Source organism: Leisingera sp. ANG49 (assembly GCF_059694505.1).
The window spans coordinates 890,023-912,525 of sequence record NZ_JCATZN010000001.1 but is presented as its reverse complement, the minus strand read 5'-3'; the positions used below and the strand labels follow the sequence as shown (position 1 = coordinate 912,525).

Annotated in this window: 28 protein-coding genes; 14 read left to right on the top strand and 14 right to left on the bottom strand. The window is 64.3% G+C overall.

Annotated features, from left to right (window positions below):
- Nucleotide 1 precedes the first annotated feature (1 nt).
- The gene (locus tag AC58NV_RS04540) at nucleotides 2–958 is read left to right on the top strand and encodes a nickel/cobalt transporter (protein ID WP_497226058.1); all 957 of its coding nucleotides are present in this window, start codon (nucleotides 2–4) and stop codon (nucleotides 956–958) included.
- A gap of 3 nt (nucleotides 959–961) precedes the next feature.
- Here the strand turns inward: AC58NV_RS04540 and AC58NV_RS04535 are convergent, their stop codons facing one another.
- Nucleotides 962–1,612, bottom strand: coding sequence for a TIGR02453 family protein (locus tag AC58NV_RS04535; RefSeq protein ID WP_497226057.1), 651 nt, complete (start codon nucleotides 1,610–1,612; stop codon nucleotides 962–964).
- Between the two features lie 111 nt (nucleotides 1,613–1,723).
- On the opposite strand from AC58NV_RS04535, the gene AC58NV_RS04530 reads away from it, so the two are divergent.
- Complete coding sequence (locus AC58NV_RS04530) at nucleotides 1,724–3,103, top strand: MATE family efflux transporter (RefSeq protein ID WP_497226056.1); 1,380 nt, start codon at nucleotides 1,724–1,726, stop codon at nucleotides 3,101–3,103.
- A 16-nt stretch (nucleotides 3,104–3,119) separates the two neighbouring features.
- On the opposite strand, the gene AC58NV_RS04525 is transcribed toward AC58NV_RS04530, so the two are convergent.
- A complete protein-coding gene (locus tag AC58NV_RS04525; RefSeq protein WP_497226055.1) occupies nucleotides 3,120–3,488 on the bottom strand; it encodes a DUF1428 domain-containing protein in 369 nt (122 codons plus the stop codon).
- A 174-nt stretch (nucleotides 3,489–3,662) separates the two neighbouring features.
- Between AC58NV_RS04525 and AC58NV_RS04520 the strand changes: the two genes are divergently transcribed.
- Entirely contained in the window at nucleotides 3,663–4,109 is a 447-nt protein-coding gene (locus tag AC58NV_RS04520; protein WP_497226054.1) for a nucleoside deaminase, read from the top strand.
- 15 nt (nucleotides 4,110–4,124) lie between these two features.
- Here AC58NV_RS04520 and AC58NV_RS04515 read toward each other — a convergent pair whose 3' ends face one another.
- Entirely contained in the window at nucleotides 4,125–5,240 is a 1,116-nt protein-coding gene (locus AC58NV_RS04515; RefSeq protein WP_497226053.1) for an adenylate/guanylate cyclase domain-containing protein, read from the bottom strand.
- 385 nt (nucleotides 5,241–5,625) lie between these two features.
- On the opposite strand from AC58NV_RS04515, the gene AC58NV_RS04510 reads away from it, so the two are divergent.
- From AC58NV_RS04510 to AC58NV_RS04500, 3 genes are all read left to right on the top strand, one after another.
- Entirely contained in the window at nucleotides 5,626–5,874 is a 249-nt protein-coding gene (locus AC58NV_RS04510; protein ID WP_366662033.1) for an EF-hand domain-containing protein, read from the top strand.
- A gap of 285 nt (nucleotides 5,875–6,159) precedes the next feature.
- Complete coding sequence (locus AC58NV_RS04505) at nucleotides 6,160–7,143, top strand: NAD(P)H-binding protein (protein ID WP_497226052.1); 984 nt, start codon at nucleotides 6,160–6,162, stop codon at nucleotides 7,141–7,143.
- Nucleotides 7,144–7,297: 154 nt separating this feature from the next.
- On the top strand, nucleotides 7,298–8,011 hold the full coding sequence (locus AC58NV_RS04500; protein WP_497226051.1) for a hypothetical protein: 714 nt from the start codon (nucleotides 7,298–7,300) through the stop codon (nucleotides 8,009–8,011).
- 14 nt (nucleotides 8,012–8,025) lie between these two features.
- On the opposite strand, the gene AC58NV_RS04495 is transcribed toward AC58NV_RS04500, so the two are convergent.
- A complete protein-coding gene (locus AC58NV_RS04495) occupies nucleotides 8,026–8,439 on the bottom strand; it encodes a hypothetical protein (protein WP_366662037.1) in 414 nt (137 codons plus the stop codon).
- 13 nt (nucleotides 8,440–8,452) lie between these two features.
- On the bottom strand, nucleotides 8,453–9,655 hold the full coding sequence (locus AC58NV_RS04490; protein ID WP_497226050.1) for a pyridoxal phosphate-dependent aminotransferase: 1,203 nt from the start codon (nucleotides 9,653–9,655) through the stop codon (nucleotides 8,453–8,455).
- Between the two features lie 97 nt (nucleotides 9,656–9,752).
- Here AC58NV_RS04490 and AC58NV_RS04485 point away from each other — a divergent pair, with 97 nt between their 5' ends.
- The 3 genes from AC58NV_RS04485 (at nucleotide 9,753) to AC58NV_RS04475 (ending at nucleotide 11,010) form a co-directional block, all read left to right on the top strand.
- A complete protein-coding gene (locus AC58NV_RS04485) occupies nucleotides 9,753–10,169 on the top strand; it encodes a helix-turn-helix domain-containing protein (protein ID WP_366662039.1) in 417 nt (138 codons plus the stop codon).
- 9 nt (nucleotides 10,170–10,178) lie between these two features.
- Complete coding sequence (locus tag AC58NV_RS04480; RefSeq protein ID WP_366662040.1) at nucleotides 10,179–10,436, top strand: succinate dehydrogenase assembly factor 2; 258 nt, start codon at nucleotides 10,179–10,181, stop codon at nucleotides 10,434–10,436.
- A gap of 76 nt (nucleotides 10,437–10,512) precedes the next feature.
- Complete coding sequence (locus AC58NV_RS04475) at nucleotides 10,513–11,010, top strand: MarR family winged helix-turn-helix transcriptional regulator (protein ID WP_366662041.1); 498 nt, start codon at nucleotides 10,513–10,515, stop codon at nucleotides 11,008–11,010.
- A gap of 423 nt (nucleotides 11,011–11,433) precedes the next feature.
- Here the strand turns inward: AC58NV_RS04475 and AC58NV_RS04470 are convergent, their stop codons facing one another.
- The 3 genes from AC58NV_RS04470 to AC58NV_RS04460 form a co-directional block, all read right to left on the bottom strand.
- Entirely contained in the window at nucleotides 11,434–11,862 is a 429-nt protein-coding gene (locus AC58NV_RS04470; RefSeq protein ID WP_497226049.1) for a VOC family protein, read from the bottom strand.
- Between the two features lie 67 nt (nucleotides 11,863–11,929).
- Entirely contained in the window at nucleotides 11,930–13,276 is a 1,347-nt protein-coding gene (locus AC58NV_RS04465) for a surface lipoprotein assembly modifier (protein ID WP_497226048.1), read from the bottom strand.
- A gap of 35 nt (nucleotides 13,277–13,311) precedes the next feature.
- Nucleotides 13,312–14,349, bottom strand: coding sequence for a hypothetical protein (locus tag AC58NV_RS04460; RefSeq protein ID WP_497226047.1), 1,038 nt, complete (start codon nucleotides 14,347–14,349; stop codon nucleotides 13,312–13,314).
- A gap of 250 nt (nucleotides 14,350–14,599) precedes the next feature.
- Here AC58NV_RS04460 and AC58NV_RS04455 point away from each other — a divergent pair, with 250 nt between their 5' ends.
- Entirely contained in the window at nucleotides 14,600–15,433 is an 834-nt protein-coding gene (locus AC58NV_RS04455) for a thymidylate synthase (RefSeq protein ID WP_497226046.1), read from the top strand.
- A gap of 18 nt (nucleotides 15,434–15,451) precedes the next feature.
- A complete protein-coding gene (locus AC58NV_RS04450; RefSeq protein WP_497226045.1) occupies nucleotides 15,452–15,931 on the top strand; it encodes a dihydrofolate reductase in 480 nt (159 codons plus the stop codon).
- A gap of 56 nt (nucleotides 15,932–15,987) precedes the next feature.
- Here the strand turns inward: AC58NV_RS04450 and AC58NV_RS04445 are convergent, their stop codons facing one another.
- The gene (locus AC58NV_RS04445; RefSeq protein ID WP_366662047.1) at nucleotides 15,988–16,194 is read right to left on the bottom strand and encodes a cold-shock protein; all 207 of its coding nucleotides are present in this window, start codon (nucleotides 16,192–16,194) and stop codon (nucleotides 15,988–15,990) included.
- Between the two features lie 188 nt (nucleotides 16,195–16,382).
- On the opposite strand from AC58NV_RS04445, the gene AC58NV_RS04440 reads away from it, so the two are divergent.
- Nucleotides 16,383–16,700: an ArsC/Spx/MgsR family protein gene (locus tag AC58NV_RS04440; RefSeq protein WP_497226392.1), complete on the top strand. Its 318-nt coding sequence runs from the start codon at nucleotides 16,383–16,385 to the stop codon at nucleotides 16,698–16,700.
- Nucleotides 16,701–16,742: 42 nt separating this feature from the next.
- Nucleotides 16,743–17,111 carry a hypothetical protein gene (locus AC58NV_RS04435; protein ID WP_497226044.1) on the top strand — a complete coding sequence of 123 codons (369 nt, stop codon included), beginning with the start codon at nucleotides 16,743–16,745 and terminating at the stop codon, nucleotides 17,109–17,111.
- A gap of 74 nt (nucleotides 17,112–17,185) precedes the next feature.
- On the opposite strand, the gene AC58NV_RS04430 is transcribed toward AC58NV_RS04435, so the two are convergent.
- From AC58NV_RS04430 to thrS, 5 genes are all read right to left on the bottom strand, one after another.
- Nucleotides 17,186–17,749: a DoxX family protein gene (locus AC58NV_RS04430; RefSeq protein ID WP_366662050.1), complete on the bottom strand. Its 564-nt coding sequence runs from the start codon at nucleotides 17,747–17,749 to the stop codon at nucleotides 17,186–17,188.
- A 4-nt stretch (nucleotides 17,750–17,753) separates the two neighbouring features.
- Nucleotides 17,754–18,509 carry an HvfC/BufC N-terminal domain-containing protein gene (locus AC58NV_RS04425; RefSeq protein ID WP_497226043.1) on the bottom strand — a complete coding sequence of 252 codons (756 nt, stop codon included), beginning with the start codon at nucleotides 18,507–18,509 and terminating at the stop codon, nucleotides 17,754–17,756.
- On the bottom strand, nucleotides 18,506–19,360 hold the full coding sequence (gene bufB / locus AC58NV_RS04420) for an MNIO family bufferin maturase (protein WP_497226042.1): 855 nt from the start codon (nucleotides 19,358–19,360) through the stop codon (nucleotides 18,506–18,508). The genes AC58NV_RS04425 and bufB overlap by 4 nt, the downstream gene beginning before the upstream one ends.
- A 68-nt stretch (nucleotides 19,361–19,428) precedes the next feature.
- Complete coding sequence (locus AC58NV_RS04415) at nucleotides 19,429–19,734, bottom strand: BufA1 family periplasmic bufferin-type metallophore (protein WP_019295611.1); 306 nt, start codon at nucleotides 19,732–19,734, stop codon at nucleotides 19,429–19,431.
- 221 nt (nucleotides 19,735–19,955) lie between these two features.
- A complete protein-coding gene (thrS, locus tag AC58NV_RS04410) occupies nucleotides 19,956–21,902 on the bottom strand; it encodes a threonine--tRNA ligase (RefSeq protein ID WP_497226041.1) in 1,947 nt (648 codons plus the stop codon).
- A 279-nt stretch (nucleotides 21,903–22,181) separates the two neighbouring features.
- On the opposite strand from thrS, the gene AC58NV_RS04405 reads away from it, so the two are divergent.
- Nucleotides 22,182–22,430 carry a hypothetical protein gene (locus tag AC58NV_RS04405; protein ID WP_497226040.1) on the top strand — a complete coding sequence of 83 codons (249 nt, stop codon included), beginning with the start codon at nucleotides 22,182–22,184 and terminating at the stop codon, nucleotides 22,428–22,430.
- Nucleotides 22,431–22,503 lie beyond the last annotated feature (73 nt).

The window sequence follows — 22,503 nt, the reverse complement described above, 5'->3', positions numbered from 1 at the left end:
TGTGAGGATTTTACTGACCATAGCGGCGCTGGGCGTGGCTGCGCTGGCGCTCTGGCTCTGGGGCTTTGGCGGTGCCGGGGCGGTGACCGCCTGGGCGGCGGAGGGCCAGCGCGAGGCGCAGAACGCGATGGCGCGGGGGCTGCGGGCCCTGCGCGCCGGGGAGCCGGGGGCGCTGATGGCGCTGCTGTCCCTGTGTTTCGCCTACGGGTTCTTTCACGCCGCCGGGCCGGGGCATGGCAAGCTGGTCATCGGCGGCTATGGCATGGGCAAGCCGGTGCCGCTCTTGCGGCTGGCCGGGCTTGCGCTGGCGTCCTCATTGGCGCAGGCGGCCACGGCGGTGCTGCTGGTGGCGGGCGGGCTGCTGCTGCTGGACTGGGGCCGCGAGCAGCTGACCAGCGCGGCGGAGGATGTTCTGGCGCCGCTCTCTTACGGGCTGATTGCGCTGGTGGGCGTCTGGCTGCTGGCGCGGGGCCTGCGGCGGCTGCTGGCGAGCCGCAGGGTTCAGGCGGCAGGCCATCCCGGGCACCATCATGATGGAAACGGCCATGATCACGGCCACCGCCACGGGCACGATCATGATCACGGCGGCGGCGCCTGCGCCTCCTGCGGCCACCGGCACGGGCCGACGGCGGAGGAGGCGGCCAATGTGCATTCGCTGCGCGATGCGCTGGCGATTGTGGGCGCGGTGGCGCTCAGGCCCTGCACCGGGGCTGTGTTCCTGCTGCTCTTGACCTGGCGGATGGGGGTGCTGTGGGCCGGGATTGCCGGCGCCTTTGCCATGGGGATTGGCACCGCCACGGTAACTGTGGCCGTGGCCGTTGCCGCGGTGACGATGCGCAAGGGCGCGCTGGCGCAGATGGAAGGCACCGGCGCACTGCGGGCGGCGGCGGTGCTGGAGATCCTGGCGGGCGCAGTGGTTGCCGTGCTGGCCAGCCAGATCATGCTGCGGGCGCTGTAGGACTCACTCTGCCAAAGCGCTGTCCAGCAGGGCGAACATCGGTTCCTGCGTCAGGTAAGCGGACATCAGCGCGCCCATCGGGGCGGCCTGCTCGCGTTCTGACATATCGTGCCAGAAGGTCAGCGACTTGCGCTGCAGCAGCGCCGCGTGGGGATGGGTCTTGCCATAGGGGGCGGGGACGCGTTTCAACTCCGGGTCCTTGGCGGCGAAGCCCTTGAGCGCGAGGATGTCCACCAGCGCAGCGGTCTCGTCGCCGAAGGCGCCGTCGACGGCCTGCCGCCAGCGCGGCAATTGCGCCTTGCTGAAACCCATGATGCCGCCGCCCGCGGTGCAGTAGTCCGGCGCGATGCCGAAGAACAGCGCGCAGCCTGCGCCGTTCAGGGTCCACATCATGTGCAGATGGGTGGTGTAGGGCGTCTTGTCCTTGGAAAACCGCACGTCGCGCTGGGGGCGGAACAGCTTGGCGGTGACCGGCGTTCCGCTGCGGCGGGAGATCGCCTGCGCCACCTCGTCCATCAACAGGAGCGCGGGGGATTTCAGCTGCGCCTCGTACCGGTCCTTATGCGCGGTGAACCAGTCACTGCTGTTGTTCTGCGCAAGCTCGGCCAGAAAGGCGCGGGCGTCGGGGATCAGCTGGGCAAAGGCGTCGGTCATTCAATGGGCTCCTGCAAAGGGTTGCCTGTGCAGAATACCACCATGGGCCTGTGCGCAGGCAAGGAAACTCTTCCCTTGCCGGGGCGTGCGGGGGCGCCTAAGGCTGGCAGGATGAGCACGTTAGCGACCAAACATACCGAGATGCCCGTACGCGGACACGCGCGGGCGATTGCCGTACTTGGCCTGCCGCTGATCGGCGGCCATGTGGCGCAGTTTGCCATCGGCCTGACCGATACCGTGATGCTGGGCTGGTACGGGGTGGCGGAGCTGGCGGCGGTGACGCTGGGCTCGTCCTATTTCTTTTCGATCTTCCTTCTGGGCTCGGGCTTTGCCTTTGCGGTGATGCCGATGGTTGCGGCGGCGGCCGGTGCGGGCGAGGAGCGGCAGATCCGCCGCTCGACCCGGATGGGGCTGTGGCTGTCGCTGGCATACGGCGCGGCGGCGATGCCGCTCTTGTGGTGGTCGGAGCCGATCCTGCTGATGCTGGGGCAGGAGGCGCAGGTGGCGCATGACGCAGCCGAGTACCTGCGGATTGCCGGATGGGCGCTGTTTCCCGCGCTTTTGTACATGGTGGCGAAGTCCTATCTGGCGGCGCTGGAACGCACCCAGATCGTGCTGTGGCTGTCGGTGTTTGCGGCGGTGATCAATGCGCTGGTGAACTATGCGCTGATTTTCGGCAACTGGGGCGCGCCGGAGCTGGGCATCACCGGGGCGGCAATTGCCTCGCTGGTGACCAACGGCGTGTCGTTTGCGCTGGTGCTGGCCTATGCGCTGCGGGCGCTGCCGCAGCATGAGCTGCTGAAGAACTTTCACCGTCCGGACTGGGAGATGCTGGGCAAGGTGTTCCGCATGGGAACCCCGATCGGCCTGACGACGCTGGCGGAGGCCAGCCTGTTCGCGGCCTCGGCGATGATGATGGGCTGGCTGGGCACGGTGACGCTGGCGGCGCACGGGATTGCCATCTCGCTGGCGGGGCTGACGTTCATGGTGCACCTCGGGCTGTCCAACGCCGCCACGATCCGGGCAGGCAATGCCTTTGGCCGCGGCGACCGGGAGCATATGGCGCGCGGCGGCAAGGTGGTGACGGTGATGTCGCTGCTGGTGTCGGCGGTGGCGATTGCGCTGTTCCTGACGATCCCGGATCCGCTGATGTCGCTGTTCCTGGATGCGGATGACCCGCAGAAGGACGGGATCCTGCTGATCGGCGGTGCGCTGCTGGCGGCGGCTGCGCTGTTCCAGCTGATGGACGGCATGCAGGCGGTTGCGCTGGGGCTGCTGCGCGGGGTGCAGGACACCGGGGTGCCGATGGTGATTGCCGCGCTCAGCTATTGGGCGGTGGGCATTCCGGCCTCCTATGCCTTCGGCTTTGTGCTGGGCTGGGGCGGCGTCGGCGTCTGGATGGGGCTGGTTGCGGGCCTGACCACCGCCGGCCTGTTCCTGATGCTGCGGTTCTGGCGCCGCTCGATCAAGTCGGTGGGGGCGCCGGCCTAGGCCCGGCGCACGCGTGTCAGCCTGCGCTGTCCTCGCGTCCCAGCGTGTGGATCGGGGTAAAGGCGCCGAGGATCAGGCGCCTGTGGTCGAACGGGATCTCAACCGGGATGTCAAAGCGGGTGTCCTTGGCGATCCGGGCCTCGGCCTCTTCCATCTCTGCCTTGCTGGGCCAGACCTGCCAGCTGAGCACGATCTTCTCGTCCGGGCGGGCGGCAACGGCGCGGCGGAAGTCGGTCTGCTGGCCGTCGGGCACGTTGTCTTCCCAGGCGTCGACGATTTCCAGGCAGCCGTATTCCCGGAACAGGGCGGCGCTGGCCTTGGCCCAGGCCTTGTAGGCCTCGAGGTTCGTCTCGGGGACGGGGATCACAAAACCGGCGACATACATGGCGGCCCTCCCTGGCAGCAGCGCGGGCAGCGCCCGGCCTGTGGAAGTGTGGCACGGCAGAGCGTTCCGCTCCAGCCCCGGGGCAGGCGGGTGCCTGGCAGGGTTGACCGCCCCGGGCCCTGCAGGCAGGGTTTCCAAAGAGCATTGTATTCATTCAGAAAGAGGCCGTTTCCCATGATGACCGACGATGACAGGCGCCTGCTGCGCATTGCCTATGAGGAAGCCAAGGCGGGTTTTGACGAGGGCGGCTGCCCGATCGGATCAGTGCTGGCGCGGGATGGCCAGGTGGTGGCGCAGGGGCGCAATCAGCGGGTGCAGAAGGGCGACCCGATTGCCCATGGCGAAATGGACGCGCTGCGCAAGGCGGGGCGGCAGAAAACCTACCGGGACACGGTTCTTTATACCTCGCTGTCGCCCTGCATGATGTGCAGCGGCACCATCGTGCAGTTCGGCATCCCGCGGGTGGTGATCGGCGACACGCAGAATTTTGGCGGCAACGAGGAGTTTTTGCGCTCCAAGGGCGTCGAAGTGGTGATTGCCGAGGATCCGGACTGCATCGCGCTGATGGAGCGGTTTATCCGCGAGAAACCGGAACTGTGGGCCGAGGACATCGCCGAGTAGCACCGCCCCCGCCTGTCAGCCGGTGAAAAACTCCAGCGCACCGATGTTCTTGGCGCGGACGGTGATCTTGTTGCCAAAGCGCTTCTGGTCGATCCCGCCAAGCTCATCGCGCAGTTCCGGGCTGATGCGGATCGGCCCGATCCGGCCGCTGCCGCCTGTCACATCCTCCTGATGCGCCTGCTCCAGCCGGGCTGCCTTGTTCACTTCCGGGCCGATCAGGGTGAACTGGTGGCGGGTGGCGGAGCCGAAGTCGCCGCTGAGCACATAGCCCGCGTGCAGGCCGATACGCAGGCCGAGCGCCTGCTTGCCGATGGTGATGCCCGCCACCGCGGCCACTGCTTCCTCGGCGGCGCGCAGGGCGGCGGTGCAGATGCTGCGGGCGGAGTCGGCGGCGGAGCCGAGCACCCAGAACGCCATCAGCCCGTCACCTATGAACTTGTCGATATGGCCGCCATGCTGCTGGATCGGCTGGGTCTGGGCGTTGAAGAACCGCTGCACGATGTCGGCAATCCGCTCCGGCGGCGTTCTGGTGGTGTAGCCGCTGAAATTGATAACATCCGAGAACCAGATCACCGCCCGGTCCACGGCATAGCCGGTCTGCTGCCCTGCGCCGGCCTGCATCCGGCGGCTGAGCGCGTATTCGTTGGTGTAGGCGTGCAGGATGCGGGTGTCATCCGCCAGCTGTCGGCTGAGCGAGGCGGTGCGACGGCTGGCGCCGCGCAGCTTGATCGAGATGATCTTGGCGATGTTGCGCCAGATCTTCCCGGCTTCCGGATGCTGTTCAATCTTAGCCTTGTCGACCACCAGAACCTCGACGCTGGTCTCATTGGCCACCAGGTCATAGATCCGCTGATAGCCGTTGCCGACCAGATGCTGCTCTCCGACCACCTCGTTGCGGCGCCGGACAAACAGCGTGTGGCCGTCTTCCCGGATCGCAACGGAGCCCTCAACCACGATCCAGAGGCAGGTCGCCGGATCGCCGCGGGAGCAGAGATGCTCGCCTTCGGCAAAGCGGAAGGGGCGGGCGTCCAGCAGGTCGGGATCGAGCAGATCATCGGCCAGGCCGCACATCGCCATGGCCTCCGCATAGCGGGACCCAAGCGCGTTCAGTTTCTCGATCTTCGGTTTCATGGCTGCGTTGCTCCGGCGGGCCTCGGGGCCCGGTACCGCAAATACTGAGTCTAGCATATTTTCTGCGGCGGAGCCTTGATCCCGGTTGCCCTCTGCAAATCGTGAATCGCAACACGCGGATTGGTTCCCGCCGCAGGTGCATTTTCCTTCAGCCGGGCGGAAAGCCGCAGGATCGGGCGCGGGGCGTGCGCGGACAAAGGCCGGTCCAGGCGCTGTAGCGGTAACCTGCTTATTTGAAACGGGAAAAACGGCGCCCTTACGCCGGGGTTCCGGCTGCTTGCGGTTGGGGGATGGCGGAGTGCCGGGGCAGGTCTTAGCTGTTTGTCACGGTTCGCGGGACACGCCGCGCACCGCAACAAACCAAAGGATGACTGGAGTGTCTCACATGAAAAAGTTTGCCCTGACCGCCGCTGCTGTTGCTGCCCTGACCGCCTCGCCGCTGGCTGCAAAGGACCTGGCCGCAGAGCTGGATGCTGATGGCAACGGTACTTTCTCGCTGGAAGAGCTTCAGCTGGCGTTCCCGGACCTGACCGCGGAAACCTTTGCCACCGTTGATGCCAATGCCGACGGTGAAGCCGACGCGGCAGAGGTCAGCGCGGCGATCGAAGCCGGCGTTCTGACCCAGGCGGGCTGATTCCGCCCGCCGCCGCCGGCGCGCCGTCACGCGGCTCCCCCGCCTTTCGGGGGCGGCCGACCGTCCCTTCCAGCCGCGCAGCGTGACGGCAAAGCGGCAGAAAGGCCCCGCAGCATTGCGGGGCCTTTTCCGTTTCCGGCAGGCCGCGCCGTGGGAGTGACGAATGCGCAGCCTTTTGAGTCGGGTTTCAGGGATTGCCGCGGGTGGCTTGGCTGTAGGGTCCGCGCAGATTTGAAACTCGTGCGCCGGGCGGCAGCCCCGCCCGCGGCATCAGGAGGCTGTCCCATGTCCAAACCCATCGTTCTCATCACCTCGGCCACCGGCCGTATCGGCCGCGAGCTGGTGGCGCGCCTGGCGCAGGGCGGCCGGTTCACCGTGCGCGCCTGCTATTTCAGCGAGACCAAGGCGGAGCAGCTGAAGGCGCTGGGGGCCGATGAGGCGGTGAAGTTCGACCTGTCGGACCCGGCCACCTGGGACGCGGCGCTGGAGGGCGTATCGGCCATCTATTCCGCCTCGCTCGACCCGATGCTAGAGGGCCACCTGAACTTCTGTAAGGCGCTGGGGGCGCGCAAGGACCAGATCAGGCATGTGGTGCGCGTCAGCTGCATGGGCGCGGACACCAATACCGCTGATTATGATGCGGATACCCATGCCTCGCGCCCGAGCGCGGGCATTCCGCTGATGCTGCAGCACTACTGGTGGGGCGAGAAGGCGCTGATCGATGCAGGCCTGACCGTGACCGCGCTGCGCAACAACTTCTTCATGAACCACCTGTTGAAGACCGACTGCGAAACCATTGAAAACGAAGGCTGGTTCTCCAACCCCTTGGGGGATATGCGCAACTCCTTCGTGGCGACCCGCGACATTGCCGAGGCGGCGGCGGTGGTGCTGGCCGAGGGGCCGGAGCGGCATGGCAACAAGTTCTATGACATCACCGGCCCGGCGCCGCAGTCGATGGCGGAAATCGCGGCTGACCTGGGCCGCGCGATGGGCAAGGATATCGAGTACCGTGCCCAGTCGATGGAGCAGTTCGAGGCGGATTTCGGCGCCACCCGCGCCGAGTTCTTCGAGTATCTGACCAACGGTTTCTACACCCGCTGCAGCCCGGATTTCTACAATATCACCGGGCACAAACCGACGTCTTATTACGACTACCTGACCACCAAGGGGGCCAGCGGCGAGACCGGCCTTGAGGAGCTGTGGCAGGGCAACCTGTGGAAGAAGGGTGTTGATGCGATGAAGGAGGCCGCGGGCGCCAAGGCGTCCTGAGGCGCCGGGCGGGCTTTGTCCCGCGGACCTGTGCAGGTGTGCTAAGCTTGTGCCTGCCGCAGGAAGGCGGCAGGAAGGTGCGGCCGGCATAACACTGGGATCAGTCATAACGGGATGCTGCAGCCAGGCGGTAAGACTGCTTGGCCTGCTGGCCATGCTTATCTGCGGAGCGGCGGCGGTCGCTGCGGAGAGTTCCGCAGAGTATCCCCGCACCGGGCTGATGTGGAACCGCACCGGGCTGCCCGCCGTGTTCCCGCTGCAGGTCAAAACGCCGGAGGGCGCAGATTATTACCTGGTGCTGTCGGGCCGCGGCGGCGACGCGCTGGCGGCCTATATCCAGGGCGGCGCGTTCTTCAAGGTGCTGGTGCCGCCAGGGCGCTATGCGCTGCGCTTTGCCAGCGGCAGCAGCTGGCAGGGCGAAGACAGGCTGTTCGGGCCGGACACCGTGATGTTCGAGCTGCCGGAGGTGCTGGAGTTTGCGGTCCGCGGCGGAGGGATCAAGGCGGGGCACCTGGTGTCGCTGACGCGGGAGCCGCTCAGCGGCGGCCTGCGGGCAGAGGTCAAAGGCCAGTACCTCTGCCAGATTGCCAGCCTGGAGGGGCCTGAACCGGTTCAGCTGCTGCCGGGGCCGCCGCACTGGTTTGCCCTGGGCGGTGATCCGCAGGCGAGGGCCGTTTTGCATCTGAGATGGCGGCTGGGATTGGCCGGGGTGGAGCCGGGCACGCCGGATGCGCTGTGGCAGCGCAGCCTGTTCGTGCTGGGAAACCCTAATTTGCCACGGCACTCGCCGCAACTGATCAGCCCGCCCCTGCCGCGGGTGCAAAGCGGGTTCCGGTCCTACTCAGTGCGGTCGCTGTATTGCGGCTGACGGGGCGGGGGGGGTTATTCGCCGCCGCGTTCCTTCATCAGCCGGTCGGCCTTCTTGCGCACCAGCACGCTGCGCAGGTCGTGCATCGCCAGCAAGAGCGCATCGGTGACGTCCTCCAGCTGTTCATCGGTGGCGCGGCTGTTGGCCCAATGGGCGGTCAGGTTGAGGTGGTCGATGGCGCGGTGGATGTCGTCGGTATCGCGGGCCGCCAGGGTGGCGGCGCGGGCCTCCATCCAGGATTTGATCTCGGCGACATCTTGATCGGTCAGCCGGCGCTGGCCGTGCGGTTTGATCTCGCCGTTGCGGATGTTCACAACGGCGATCTGGTCCATCTCGATCCGCCGGTTGCGGTTCTCGGTATCGACACGGAAGACAAAAGCGCCGTTCTCACGGACGCGGAAGTAATAATCCGGCAGATCGGCGCTCATGTCGTGTCTCCTGTCAGGTCAGCGCGGCGCAGAACGCCTGGATGCGGCGGCAGGCCTCTTCCAGCGCTGCGTCGGAGGTTGCGTAGCTGACGCGGAAATTGGGCGACAGTCCGAAGGCGGCGCCGAACACCACGGCAACGTCCGCTTCCTCCAGCAGGGCGGTGGCGAAATCCTCATCGGTTTCAATCACCTTGCCCGCGGGCGTGGTCTTGCCGATCAGCCCGGCGATGGAGGGGTAGACATAGAACGCGCCCTCGGGCGTGGGGCAGGTGATGCCCTCGATTTCCGACAGCATCGAGACCACCAGGTCGCGGCGGCGTTTGAAGGTCTCGTTGTTGGGCGCCAGGAAGGCCTGGGTGCCGTTCAATGCCTCAACCGCGGCCCATTGGCTGACAGAGCAGGGGTTGGAGGTCGACTGCGACTGCACCTTGCGCATGGCGGCGATCAGTTTTTCCGGGCCCGCGGCATAGCCGATGCGCCAGCCGGTCATCGCATAGGCCTTGGAGACGCCGTTGCAGGTGAGGGTGCGCTCATAAAGCCCCGGTTCCACCTGCGCAGGCGTGCAGAATTCGAACCCGTCATAGGCCAGGTGCTCGTACATGTCGTCGGTCATCACCCAGACATGCGGATGGCGCATCAGCACCTCGGTCAGCGCCTTCAGCTCCTGCCAGCTGTAGCCGGCGCCGGTGGGGTTGGAGGGCGAATTGAAGATGAACCATTTGGTCCTGGGGGTGATCGCTGCCTCCAGCTGATCGGCGGTCAGTTTGAAATTGGCTTCCAGTGCGGTTTCCGCCACAACCGGCGTGCCGCCGGCCAGCAGCACCATGTCAGGGTAGCTGACCCAGTAGGGGGCGGGAATCACCACCTCGTCGCCCGGGTTCAGCGTCGCCATCAGCGCGTTGTAGAGCGTCTGCTTGCCGCCGGTGCCGACCGAGACCTGCGCCGGCGTGTAGTCGAGCCCGTGGTCGCGCTTCATCTTGGCGCAGACCGCCTGCTTCAGTTCGGGGATGCCGTCGGGGGCGGTGTATTTGGTCTTGCCCGCGGCAATGGCGGCAACCGCGGCATCCTTGATGTTTTGCGGCGTGTCAAAGTCCGGCTCACCGGCACTGAGGCCGATGACGTTGCGTCCCGCGGCCTTCAGCTCTGCCGCTTTTGCGGTCATCGCTATGGTCGGTGACGGTTTGACGCGGGATAAGGTCTCGGACAGGAAAGACATTGGCGGTGCCCCGGTTTGTATGTTGTGCGGAACTGTCATAGGTTGCCGCCAAACAGCGATCAAGCTGCATTGGCACTTTGAGTTAGGAGAACGGACAATGACTGAGCAGAACACAGACTGGTATGGCCCGGATGCAGCAACTTTCGGCGACCGCGTTGCAGCGGCGCGCGAAGCGGCCGGGATGACTCAGGGCCAGCTGGCGCGGCGGATCGGTGTCAAGAAATCGACCCTGAGCGCCTGGGAGCGGGACCTGTCGGAACCGCGCGCCAACAAGCTGACCATGCTGGCGGGGCTTTTGAACGTGTCGATGTCCTGGCTGCTGACCGGCGAGGGCGAAGGCATGACGGAGCCGGCGCCGCTGGAGCTGGAAGCCGGTGATTTCACCAGCGTTCTGAATGAATTGCGCTCGCTGCGCAGCGAGATGCGCCAGAACGCGGAGCGCGCAGCGCGGCTGGAAAAGAAACTGCGGGCCCTGCTGCAGGTCACTGACGCGCCGGCATCGGAACCGGCCTGAGGCCGCAGGATGCAGGAAGACCGTGCCACCCGCCTGAAGCGGCTGCAGATGCGCTCCATGCGCCGGGGTATCAAGGAAATGGATATCCTGCTGTCGGCCTATGCAGCCGCCAGCCTGGAGCAGATGGACGAGGCGCAGCTGGATCTTTACGACCAGCTGCTGCACGAGAACGACCAGGATCTGTACCAGTGGGTGACCGGCCAGGCGGAACCGCAGGAGCGGTTCCGCGCCTTGGTTGCGGAGATCGCCCAAACCCATCAAAAATAATAAAATTCCGGCTTAACGGATTTTTCGGGAATTGTTGGCATCTTGTCTCAGGAGCAAATTCGAGTCGGAGATGCGAATGAGTATGGAATTGCCAATTGGCCAGACGGACCGCAAAGGATTCATGACTGGCTACCTGGAGGCGCTGGGTCTGCTTGAGCGCCTTCACCGCCTGCTGCTGGACGTCATCAAGGATGAGTTTGAACGCGTCGGAGTGCTGGAGATCAATGCGGTCCAGGCGCTCTTGCTGTTCAACATCGGCGACAATGAGGTCACCGCCGGGGAACTGAAAACCCGCGGTTACTATCAGGGCAGCAACGTCAGCTACAACCTCAAGAAACTGGTCGAGATGGGCTATATGCACCATCAGCGCTGCGAGATCGACCGCCGTTCCGTGCGGGTGCGCCTGACCCAGCGCGGCCGCGAGATCCGCGACATCGTGTCGGCGCTGTTCTCCCGCCACGCCGAAGGGCTGGAAGGCAAGAACGTGATCACTTCGGAAGGCATCGAGGACATCACCTCGTCGCTGAAGCGGATGGAGCGCTACTGGTCGGACCAGATCCGCTACATCTACTGAGGCGCCGGCTGGGGCAAGCCGGTCCAGAAGGCGATGGCCGGACACGCCGGGGAAACACCGGCTGGCCGCAGACGGGGCATGAGGGGAAACCATGCTCTGACCGTATCAAAGGGTAATGCGCCGGGCTCAGGCCAGGGTCACGGCAGACGGCAGCAGAAGCGCCGCCCTTTTTTTGCGGGTTTTTATTTGCACAAGACTGGCAGAAATCACCGGCAGCTCCCCTGGGGGCTGCGCCGGTTTTTTGTGCGGGCCCAGGCCTGCGCGCACCGGGCGGCAAACCTGCCGCTTTGGCGCGCAACCCGAAGCCTGTGCCAGCGCCCGGTATTGTGTGCCGGCACTGTGCGCCCGCAGCTGCGCCCGCAAAGCGGTGCCGCGCCGCGGTTTGCCCGCGTTGCCAATGCCCCGAGTGACGGCGGAGCGGGCTTACCAGTGGCCGGTGTTTTCCATGCTGGCCCAGGGTTCTGCCGGGGCTAGGGCGTCGCCGTTCTGCAGCAGTTCGATGGAGATGTTGTCGGGCGAGCGCACAAAGGCCATGCGGCCGTCGCGCGGCGGGCGGTTGATGGTGACGCCATTGTCCATCAGATGCCGGCAGGCGGCATAGATGTCATCCACCCCATAGGCGAGATGGCCGAAGTGGCGGCTGTCGCTGGGCAGCGCGTCGTCGCCGTCCCAGTTGTAGGTGAGCTCAACCGGTGCCTCCTCCTGGCCGGGCGGGGCCATGAAGACCAGGGTGAAGCGGCCCTGCTCATTCTCGTAGCGGCGGGTCTCCTGCAGGCCGAGAAGCTGGTAGAAGGCGATGGATTTCTCCAGGTTCTTCACCCGGACCATGGTGTGCAGATAGGTGAGGGGCATGGCGGTCTCCTGTTTGGGGTTGCGGCCCAGCCTATTGCAGCTGGTCGCAGAGTCGAGAGGCTGGAGGTCAGAAAGCCGATTGGATCCCGAAATTCACCCCCAGCCTGTTCGACTTATATAGATCGACGTTGCTGTCCGTTGTCGATCCGGACACCCGCAAGGTTGGATTGAATCCATAGTAATCGACCTGCCTGAAAGTCAGGGAGAAGTCCGCGGTGAATTTGTCGTCCTGCCGCCCGGACAGGCTGTAAGGCGATAGCGCATAGTCACGGCTGCGGGCCGAGAACCCGAAGCGCGCAACAGCACCGAATACGGGTTTGGGCAGGGTGATCTGCGCTTGCAGGCCAAGTTCGGAGAAATCTTCGACAGCGGAGCTGGAGTCGGCCTCGGCAATGGACAGATTGCTCCAGACAGAAAGCCCGGATTTGGTCCGGAAGCTGTAAGACAGGTCGCCGCGCAGGGTGTCCAGGTCATTTGCGCGCAGGCCGTTGTGGCTTTCGGCAAGCACATTAGCACCGAGAACCCGCCCGGGAGCCAGCTTGTAGCTTTGTCCAGCCCTAAGGCGCAGAAACCGGGTGTACTCCTCACCGCCGTACCAGCTTTGCCCGGCATCGAGGCCGGCACGGTACTCTCCGCGGCGGTCGAAGTTCAGACCCTTGTGCGCGTATCCGGCGGTCAGCGATCCGAAGGCAAAATCGCTGCCCTTGACGCCGGGCGCCTGTGCTTTGGCCTCTGACGACAGCGTGTAGGTGCGGTATTCCGCGGACAGAAGCAGGTCATGTGCGCGGGTCTCGGATGCCTTGAAGCGGTAGCGGGAGTTCAGTTCCACCGCGTGTTCAATCCCGGACAGGGCTTGGGCGCTGCCGGAAAGCCCGAAGCGGCGGCCGTAAAGCGGCACGTAAATCGAGGATTCGCTGGAGCCATTGTTGACGTTCGAGTCCGGTGTAATGGAGAAGGAAAGACGGTGGTGCCAGGGGGTTGTGGCGCGCAGGTATTGGAAATCGCGGATTGCCCGGCGCTCATGCAGCCTGCTGGGCGCATGGTGAGCAGCACGCCGCAGCCAGAACTGCGCCAGGTTGCGCTGGCCGCCTGAGGACAGCGCCTGTGCCATGATCAAAGAAGCATTGAACTTGTCTTCGCCAGTGTCCGCCAGCTTCCATGCCTGACGGGCGGATTGGCGGGCAGTCTTGAAATCGCCGAGCGACCGGGCCGCCTGCGCCTTGAGGAGCAGGGCGGTACGGTCATTAGGGTCTCGCTTCAGCAGAGCGCTGGAGAAGGCATAGGCAGCTCTGGAATCGCCTGCCCCCAAAGCGTCGGCCGCTGCTGCGCGAACCTGTTTGGGGGTCGCGGCCTGTTGCCCTTGCGGTGCGGCCGCAACAGCTAGCGGCACAGCCGCTAGCAGCAGCGCCTGCACGGCGCTGCACCAGCTCCTGAAGCGGCCCGGAACCATCAGTTGTCAGGATTGTACACGATGAAGCCGCCGGTTTCCCGCACGGTTGTTGCGGCAGGATCAAGCCCGGTGGTCACCACCATAACGCCGACTATTTCATCCGGATTGTCGCCGGACATGACGGCGTAGTAGTTGCCTTCCTCGAAGGTTGTGATTGTGCCGTTGTTGTCGGTGTAAAAGCTTTGCAGCGTTCCGACCATTTCGCCATTGTCGTCCAGAACTCCCGGCCCGACGTCGAAAACCAGCGTCGGCAGTTCACCGTTCAGGTTAATGGTGTTTTCAGTTTCGACCCGGGTGATGACGTCGTTTGTGATGTCATTGCCGTTGATGTCAAAGATCCGCCTGTTGTTGAATACGCCGCGTACGGCATCGCCGCGGGTGCCGGTGGAATCATTGAAGTCGTCAAAGTCGATTGCAATCTGGGCGTCTGCGGTCGAGTATTCTAGGCCGCCTGCGCCATCGAAGTCCCGGATACCGGCCATCGTGCCGGTGTATACAGCCTGGCCGCTGGAAGGGAGGGTCACGCCATTGTGGCGCTGGTAGATGAAGCCGCCAAAGCCGTAGTCCACGTAGTCGCCGGTTCTGACAATGGCAAACTCCGTGTTGCCAGAGGTGCTTACGCCGTAAATCGCGCGGTGTGCGAGCTGATTGATGAGTTGGCCGTCAATGATGTCCGGGAAAGTCGAGTCGGCCTCGTAGACCGAATACGGCCCAAGCGAGGCAATTGCCGTGCCGCGGCTGTAGGTGTTGTCCCCGTCAAAACCCAGGTTATCGACCGTAAATGTATCGCTATCTGCGTCATAGCTGATGCCCGTGGCATAGCCGTCGCCCCGAGAGCCCCCATCTGCTTCAGTTGGTTCAGAGCGGAAAATGGCTGCATTTGCCGACGGGTTGTCGGTACCCGGCGGCAGGCCTTCCCGGCTGGTGGACCCGGTGTCAGTACCGGTATCGTCATCGGTCGTTGTGTTGAAGGGATTCCCCCCGCCGCATGCGGACACCACGGACGCTGCCGCGAGTCCTAGCCAAAAGCGCCTCATCTGCCTCTACCTCAATAAGTTTTTTTCGTTTTGCGCCACCTTCGGCTGCGGCGTTGCAGTTGTCAATTGAACAGCGCGGTTTTGAGCGCAACCGTGGCGGATGCGCTACCTGCATGTAGTTTCCTGTATCGCGTTGAGTGGCAGATATGGTATGATACCGGGGTGCGGTGGGTGGTATTTTTCTGCCTTGGCGCGCGGCGTGCCATTGGGTATGCCGGTGTAACATTCCGGGCAGCGGCAGGGGGCGGCGGTGCAGCAGTATCACGAACAGCTACAATATATTCTGGATCACGGGGAACCGTCGGACGACCGGACCGGCACCGGAACGCTGTCGTGTTTCGGGATGCAGGCACGGTATCCGCTGGCGGACGGGTTCCCGCTGGTGACCACCAAGAAGCTGCATCTGCGCTCGATCATTCATGAGCTTTTGTGGTTCCTGTCCGGGGACACGAACATCCGCTACCTGAAGGAAAACGGGGTCTCGATCTGGGACGAATGGGCCGATGAGAACGGCGATCTGGGCCCGGTCTACGGCCATCAGTGGCGCCGGTTCCCCAAGCTGGAGACGGCCGAGGGCACCATCGGCGATGAGCCGCTGTACCGTGCGGGCAGCGTCGACCAGATCGCCGGTCTGGTGGAGATGATCCGCAGCAGCCCCGACAGCCGCCGCCTGATCGTGTCGGCCTGGAACCCTGCGGATGTTCCGGACATGGCGCTGCCGCCCTGCCATACGCTGTGGCAGGTGCGGGTTGCGGGCAGCAAAATGCATATGCAGCTGTATCAGCGCTCGGCAGACATGTTCCTGGGCGTTCCGTTCAATATCGCCTCCTACTCGCTGCTGCTGGCGATGCTGGCGCATGTGACCGGGTATGAGGCCGGGGATTTCGTGCATACGATGGGCGACGCGCATATCTATTCAAACCATGTGGAGCAGGTGCAGCTGCAGCTGTCGCGCACCCCCAAGCCGCTGCCGCAGCTGCGGATCAAGCGGCAGGTGAATTCGATTTTCGACTTCAGGTTCGAGGATTTCGAGATCCTGAACTATGACCCGGACCCGGTGATCAAGGCGCCGGTTGCGGTCTAAGAAACAAGGACAACAGGCATGATTACCCTGATCGCTGCGCGGGCGCGCAACGGCGCCATCGGCAAGGGCAATGACATTCCGTGGTTCGCGCCGGAGGATCTGAAGGCGTTCCAGCGCGAAACCCTGGGCGGCGCCCTCATCATGGGCCGCAACACCTGGGACAGCCTGCCGGTGAAGCCGCTGAAGAACCGGCTCAATCTGGTGGTGTCCTCCGACCCGCAGGCGGCGGAAACCGTGCTGCCGTCGATCGAGGCGGCGGTGGAGACGGCCTATGCGCAGGGATACCGGCGCGTCTATGGCATCGGCGGAGAGCGGATCTATGGCGGGATGCTGGGGATGGCGGACCGGCTTCTGGTGACCGAGGTCGACCTGACCATCGAGGATGCGGACGCCTATTTTCCGGAGTTTCAGGCAGACGACTGGACCAAGGCCGGAGAAACGGTGCTTCGCGACAGCGATCCGGCCTGCGTGATGATGGAGTATCTGCGGCGGGGCTGAAGCCTGCGCCTTTGCCTGCGCCCAGCTGGACCTGGGCGCAGTGCATATTTGAAATGTCAGATCGCCTTGAGCTCTGCCGCCATTTTCCGGCCGTCGCGGCCCTCGGTCAGCTCGTAGCCGATTTTCATATTGTCGGCGAGACCGGTCATGCCCGACCGCTCCACCGCTGAAATGTGCACAAACACATCCTTGCCGCCTTCATCGGGTTCAATAAACCCGTACCCTTTGGTGGTGTTGAACCACTTCACGGTGCCGCTTGGCATTTCCCGTGTCTCCTTCTACTTTGCACGTCGCCCAGGGGCCTCCCGGGGCATCCGGCCTGTTCCCTGTCCACGAGGGGCAGGTGAAGCCGAACAACCTGGAGTTTTGCACGGGCTGGCTGAAAATCAAGAGAAACCGGAAAATTCCACCATAAATTGTGTGAATTCCGTGTGGGGAGCATGAAGGCATGATGAAAATCTACGGACTCAAGAACTGCGATACCTGCCGCAAGGCGTTGAAGCAGCTTACGGATTCGGAGCTGGTCGATATCCGCGCGGATGGCATGCCGGACGGGCTGCTGGAGGCCGCCCATGCGCAATTCGGCGCCAAGCTGGTCAATACGCGCTCCACCACCTGGCGAGGCTTAAGCGAGGAGGAACGCGCCGGCGAGCCGCTGGCGCTGCTGCGCGCGCATCCGGCGCTGATGAAGCGGCCGCTGATCGAGCGTGACGGGGAATTATTCCTGGGGTGGGATCAGAACACGAAAGCGGCCCTTGGCGCCGGCTGAGGCGGCGCCTATGTCGTTACCGCAGATTTTGGGAGACGGATAATGCGCAATGCAGCCCTTGTTCTGGGGATCATCGCCGGGATTTTCGGCATGGTGGTGGGCTTTTTCGGCTATGGCTACACCGCCGCAGTAGAGCATTTCGGCGAGGTCGAGGGGCTGGCCGAGCAGGTCGATAACGTCGAGCAGCTGCGGCTTCTGGCGGTTCTGTCGCCGCTTCTGGCCATTGCCGGCGGCGCAATGGCGCGGGCGCGGGCCTTGTGGGGCGGGATCCTGCTCTTGGGTTCGGCGGCCGGGATGTATGCGGGCTTCGGCCTCAACGTCTTTACCATCTTCCCGCTGAGCTTTGCCGCGGTGGGCGGGCTGATGGCGCTGGCAGCCGGCAAGCCGGATGAGCCCAAGGCGCATTTCTGACGCAATCCCGGTCCGAATGGAAAAGGCGCCGCTGCCGGAGCAGGGCGCCTTTTTTTGTTGGGCGGTGTGCAGGGTCAGGCCGTGACGGGCTCCATCCGGTGGCGCAGCAGAGCGTCGACCGACAGGGCGCCTGCGCCTTTGATCACCAGAACCGCCAGCAGGAAGATCCAGAACAGCCGCTGGTCCAGGATCACCGCATCGGGGAAGCGGTCGAACAGCGCACCGAGGGTTTTGTCATCGGTGGCGCCGTGGCCGTAGATGTCGGTCAGCGACTGCACGATGACAAAGCCGATCATGCCAAGCGAGGCCAGGCGGGTCAGCAGTCCAACCACGATCATCAGCGGCAGGATGAATTCGGCGTAGGTGCCGGCCAGCACCACAAGTTTCTGGAACAGGCCGAATTGCGAGACGTCATAGCCTGCGGCCTCCAGCTGTTTCGGGAAGATCTGGCTGTAGGCGCCGATCGACGGGCTGAACAGGCCAAGGATGCCGTCACCCAGCTTGGTCAGGCCGGAATTCCAGAAATACAGCAGCAGCGTGGAGGCAAAGACAAAGCGCGCCGCCAGCGGCAGCAGCCAGTTGCCGGCCCTTTCCACCTGGCGGAAAACGGCGTCGTGAATGGAGACAAGTGCGTGCATGGATTTACCCTTTGCTGTCCAATCCGGTGATCGCGCCGCCCTGCAACAGCAGGGCCAGCGTGGCACCCAGGTCGAAGGTTTCGTCTGCGGCGGCGGCCTGTTCCAGCGCTTCGCCGATGGTGGCGCCCCCCATCAGGGCGCGGATCCAGTGCGCGCCCGCGGGCGGCAGAACCTGGGGAATGGGGTCGAATTCGGGGCGGGTGATCAGCACGTCCTGGGCCTGTGCCTCAGGCTTGGGCGCGCCGTCTTCGGTGTTGTAGCGCCAGATGGCGTGTATGGGCCAGGACGAGCACAGCACGTCCACCGCGGGCGCCAGCGTCAGCCGGGTGTTCATCAGCTGGTCCGGCGGCAGGGCGCCAAGCGCCTCCGGCGCGATCGGGCCGGCATCGGCGGCGTGGTAGGTGCGGCGCAGGGCCAGTTCCAGCCGCGCCACATCGCCGAGGTAGCCGAGGTGCCTGAGCTGCTCCATGCCTTCCAGGAAAGCCGGGAAATGCGCGCCGTAGAACATCATCAGGGGCGTGGATGGCGGGTGCTGGCGCAGGTAGATGCCTGCCAGCCCGTCCATGTTCTGCTTGCCCAGAAGCTTGGCAATCACCGGAAACGCGCTGTGCATCGCCTCGGTCAGGGAGACGGCGACATTGTTGCGGTAGACGCTGAAGCGGCGGCCCGCGGGCTGGCCGAGGTGATCGGTGAGCCCGTCCGGCACCGGCTGGCCCGCATCCATCATGGCGCGGGTGAATTCTGTCTGGGTCACACTCATGCCGGAACGCGCTCCAGCGCGGCTGCGGCGCGGGCGGCCTCGGCTTCCAGCACACGCCAGTCCGGCACGTCGTTGTCCCATTCGATCAGCACCGGCCTGGGGCCGGATTTGGCGAGGGTATAGTCCAAGAGCGCCCAGACCGGGTCCACCACCGCGCGTCCGTGGCTGTCGATCAGCAGGGGGCGGCCGTGGCCGTCCTCATCCTCGTCATGGCCGCCGAGGTGGATCTCCCCCACCTCGTCCAGCGGGAAGGCGTCGATGTAGCCCTGCGGCGAGAAATCGAGGTTGGTGGCCGAGACAAAGACGTTGTTCACGTCCAAGAGCAGGCCGCAGCCGGTGCGGCGGGAGATTTCCGCAAGGAACTGCGGCTCGGACCAGGTGCTCTCGGCAAAGGCGAGGTAGCTGGAGGGGTTTTCCAGCAGCATCCGGCGGCCGATGGTGTCCTGCAATTCGTCAATATGATCGCAGATCCGCTGCAGGCTGGCATCCGTGTAAGGCAGCGGCAGCAGGTCGTTGTAGAAATGGCTGTCATGGGTGGACCAGGCCAGATGCTCGGAAAAGCTTGCCGGATTCAGCCATCCCACCAGATGCTTGAGCCGGGCGAGGTGGTCTGCATCCAGCGGGCCCTCGCCGCCAATCGACAGGCCGACGCCATGCACCGACATGGCAAAGCGTTCGGACAGGTGGCGCAGCTGCGCAAGCGGGCGGCCGCCGTCGCCCATGTAGTTTTCCGCATGGATTTCCAGCCATTTGACAGCGCCAGGGTCCGCGGTGATCTGGGCGAAATGCTGCGGCTTGTAGCCAACGCCGGGAGCGGCAGGCAGTTTGTCATGTGCAGCGGCGTCAAGCATGGCGGGTCCTGTGTCCGGGTGCAAAAGGGGCGGGAACTCACACTCCCGCCCCGGAAATCAGGCCGATCTTATGCCGGCAGGTCGCGCTCCAGCGGCTCCAGCGAGCCCTTGCGTTCAGTGCCGTCTGCCATCGCGGGCAGTTCCATGCCTTCGCAGGTGCCTGCGTCAACCAGAGTCCAGGCGTTGCCCTGGTAGTCGGTGGTCGAGGTGCCTGCGCAGGTTGTGCCGGGGCCGGCGGCGCAGTCGTTCTGGCCTGCCAGCGAAACGCCGTAGCATTTTTCCTTGGTGGCAGCAGCAGCGGGGATAGTCGATGCTGCGGTCAGGGCGGCGGCAACGGCGCTGGCAACGGCCAGGGATTTTGCGGTGGTCGACATCTCGTGAATTCCTTTCGGTTAAACGTGCGGTGTCGTGTTGACAGGAAAACACTAACCCGAGGTTTTCGGGAAATTAAGTCACGAGGCCGTGTCTCACGCCCGCGTCAGTGTATGTGAGAGCGGAAAGCCGCACAAATCCCTGAAATAATGGGATTTAACCTGTTCATGAAACAAAGCGGCCCCCAAATGGGGGCCGCTGAAGCTGTTTTCGGGGCGGAATGTTACAGAAGGTCCGGCGGGGTGGCTTCCACCGCCAGGGCCTTTGTAACATTTTCGAGGCTTTCCACCTTGGTCTGCTTTTCGCCAAGACGGCGGACGGAGACGGTGCGCTCCTCGACCTCGCGGTGGCCGACGGCGAGAATGACCGGAACCTTGCCCACCGAGTGCTCGCGGACCTTGTAGTTGATCTTCTCGTTGCGGATGTCGGCCTCGGCGCGCACGCCTGCCATCTTCAGCGCGGCGACAACCTCCTGCACGTAGGCATCCGCATCAGAGGTGATCGAGGCGACCACCACCTGGCGCGGTGCCAGCCAGAACGGCAGCTTGCCCGCGTGTTCTTCGATCAGGATGCCGATGAAGCGCTCGAAGGAGCCGAGGGTGGCACGGTGCAGCATGACCGGGCGGTGCTTGGCGCCGTCGGCGCCGATATAAGTGGCGTCCAGGCGTTCCGGCAGCACGAAGTCGACCTGGTGGGTGCCGCACTGCCAGTCCCGGCCGATGGCATCGGTCAGCACGAACTCCAGCTTGGGGCCGTAGAAGGCGCCTTCGCCCGGGTTCAGTTCCGGCTCGATCCCGGCGGCGCGGGTGGCGGACAGAAGCGCGGCCTCTGCCTTGTCCCAGACCTCATCGGAACCGGCGCGGGTGTCCGGACGGTCGGAGAATTTCACCGAGAACTTCTCAAAGCCCAGATCCTTGTAGATCTTGGACAGGAAGTCGATGAACTCCGCGGTCTCGGACTCGATCTGATCCTCGGCGCAGAAGATGTGGCCGTCGTCCTGGGTGAAGCCGCGCACCCGCATGATGCCGTGCAGCGCGCCGGAGGGCTCGTAGCGGTTGCAGGAGCCGAACTCGGCCATGCGCAGCGGCAGGTCGCGGTAGGACTTGAGGCCCTGATTGAAGATCTGCACGTGGCAGGGGCAGTTCATCGGCTTCAGAGCATTCACCGCCTTCTCGCGGGCGTGCTCCTCGTCGACTTCGACGATGAACATGTTCTCCTGGTACTTGTCCCAGTGGCCCGAGGCCTCCCACAGCTTGCGGTCCACGACCTGCGGGGTGTTCACCTCGACGTAGCCGCCCTTGCGCTGCTGGCGGCGCATGTAGTCCTGCAGCTGGGTGTAGACGGTCCAGCCGTTCGGGTGCCAGAAGATCTGGCCCGGCGCCTCTTCCTGCATGTGGAACAGGTCCATCTCGCGGCCCAGCTTGCGGTGGTCGCGCTTGGCGGCCTCTTCCAGCATGGTGAGATGCGCTTTCAGCTTTTCCTTGCCGGTGAAGGCAACGCCGTAGATCCGCTGCAGCATGGCGCGGGAGCTGTCGCCGCGCCAGTAGGCGCCGGCAATCGACATCAGCTTGAAGGCATCCCCCGGCAGCTGGCCGGTGTGCTGCAGGTGCGGGCCGCGGCAGAGGTCCTGCCAGTCGCCGTGCCAGTACATCCGCAGCGGCTCATCGCCGGGGATGCTCTCGATCAGCTCGACCTTATAGGGCTCATTGTTGTCGGTGTAATGCTGGATCGCGCGGTCGCGCTCCCACACCTCGGTCCGGACCTCATCACGCTTGTTGATGATTTCCTTCATCTTTTTCTCGATGGCGCCGAGGTCCTCCGGGGTGAAGGGCTCAGCCCGGTCGAAGTCGTAATACCAGCCGTTTTCGATCACCGGACCGATGGTGACCTTGGTGTCGGGCCAGATTTCCTGCACCGCGCGCGCCATGACATGCGCCAGGTCGTGGCGGATCAGCTCGTTGGCCTGAATCTCGTCCTTCATGGTGTGGATGGCGATGGTGGCGTCGCCGTCAATCGGCCACTGCAGGTCCCAGTGCTGATCGTTGACGGTGGCAGAGATGGCTTTTTTGGCCAGCGAGGTGGAAATGCTGGAAGCCACCTGCGCGGGCGTGACGCCTGCGTCATAGGATCGTGCATTGCCATCAGGGAAGGTGAGAGAGATTTGGGCCATGGTCTGGCTGCTCCTCGTCGGTTTGGCGCCCACAGAACGCCCGGTTGCGGGTATGTGTTTGGTCCGCGCGTTTTGCGGTCAAAGCCGTGCCAAGTCAAGGCGGCTTTGCATGTGATTGTTATTGCGCCGGAAAATCCGATTGTGTGCCTGCGCATGCGATTGCACATATGTGTATACTGGTAAGCATTTGAAAAATAACAAAAAAATAGTTGCCATGGATGGCGATCCGGGGCAGGGTGACCGAAACCTGAGACCCAAGGACATACCAGGAGTGTTCCGATGACCCGCCCGAACCCGAACTTTGACCTGACGGTTGAAGATGTGGATCTGATTGAAACCGCGCTGTGCCAGTCGCAAAAGATCCTGTCGCATCGCCATCTGTCTTATGAGCATGGCGCGCAGATCGAAGGCGGGGCAAATGCGGAGAAGGCGGTGCAGACCGGGGAGACGCTGAGCCGGATCCGGAACTTGCTGGGCCGTTTGCAGATGCAGAAGGCCGGCAGGACAGCGGCTGCCGGCCTTTCCTGACCGAATTGGGGGGGTGGGGGGGGGGGGGGGGGTCTGTCCCCTCTCGCTCCCCGGGAATTTTCCGACCAGATGA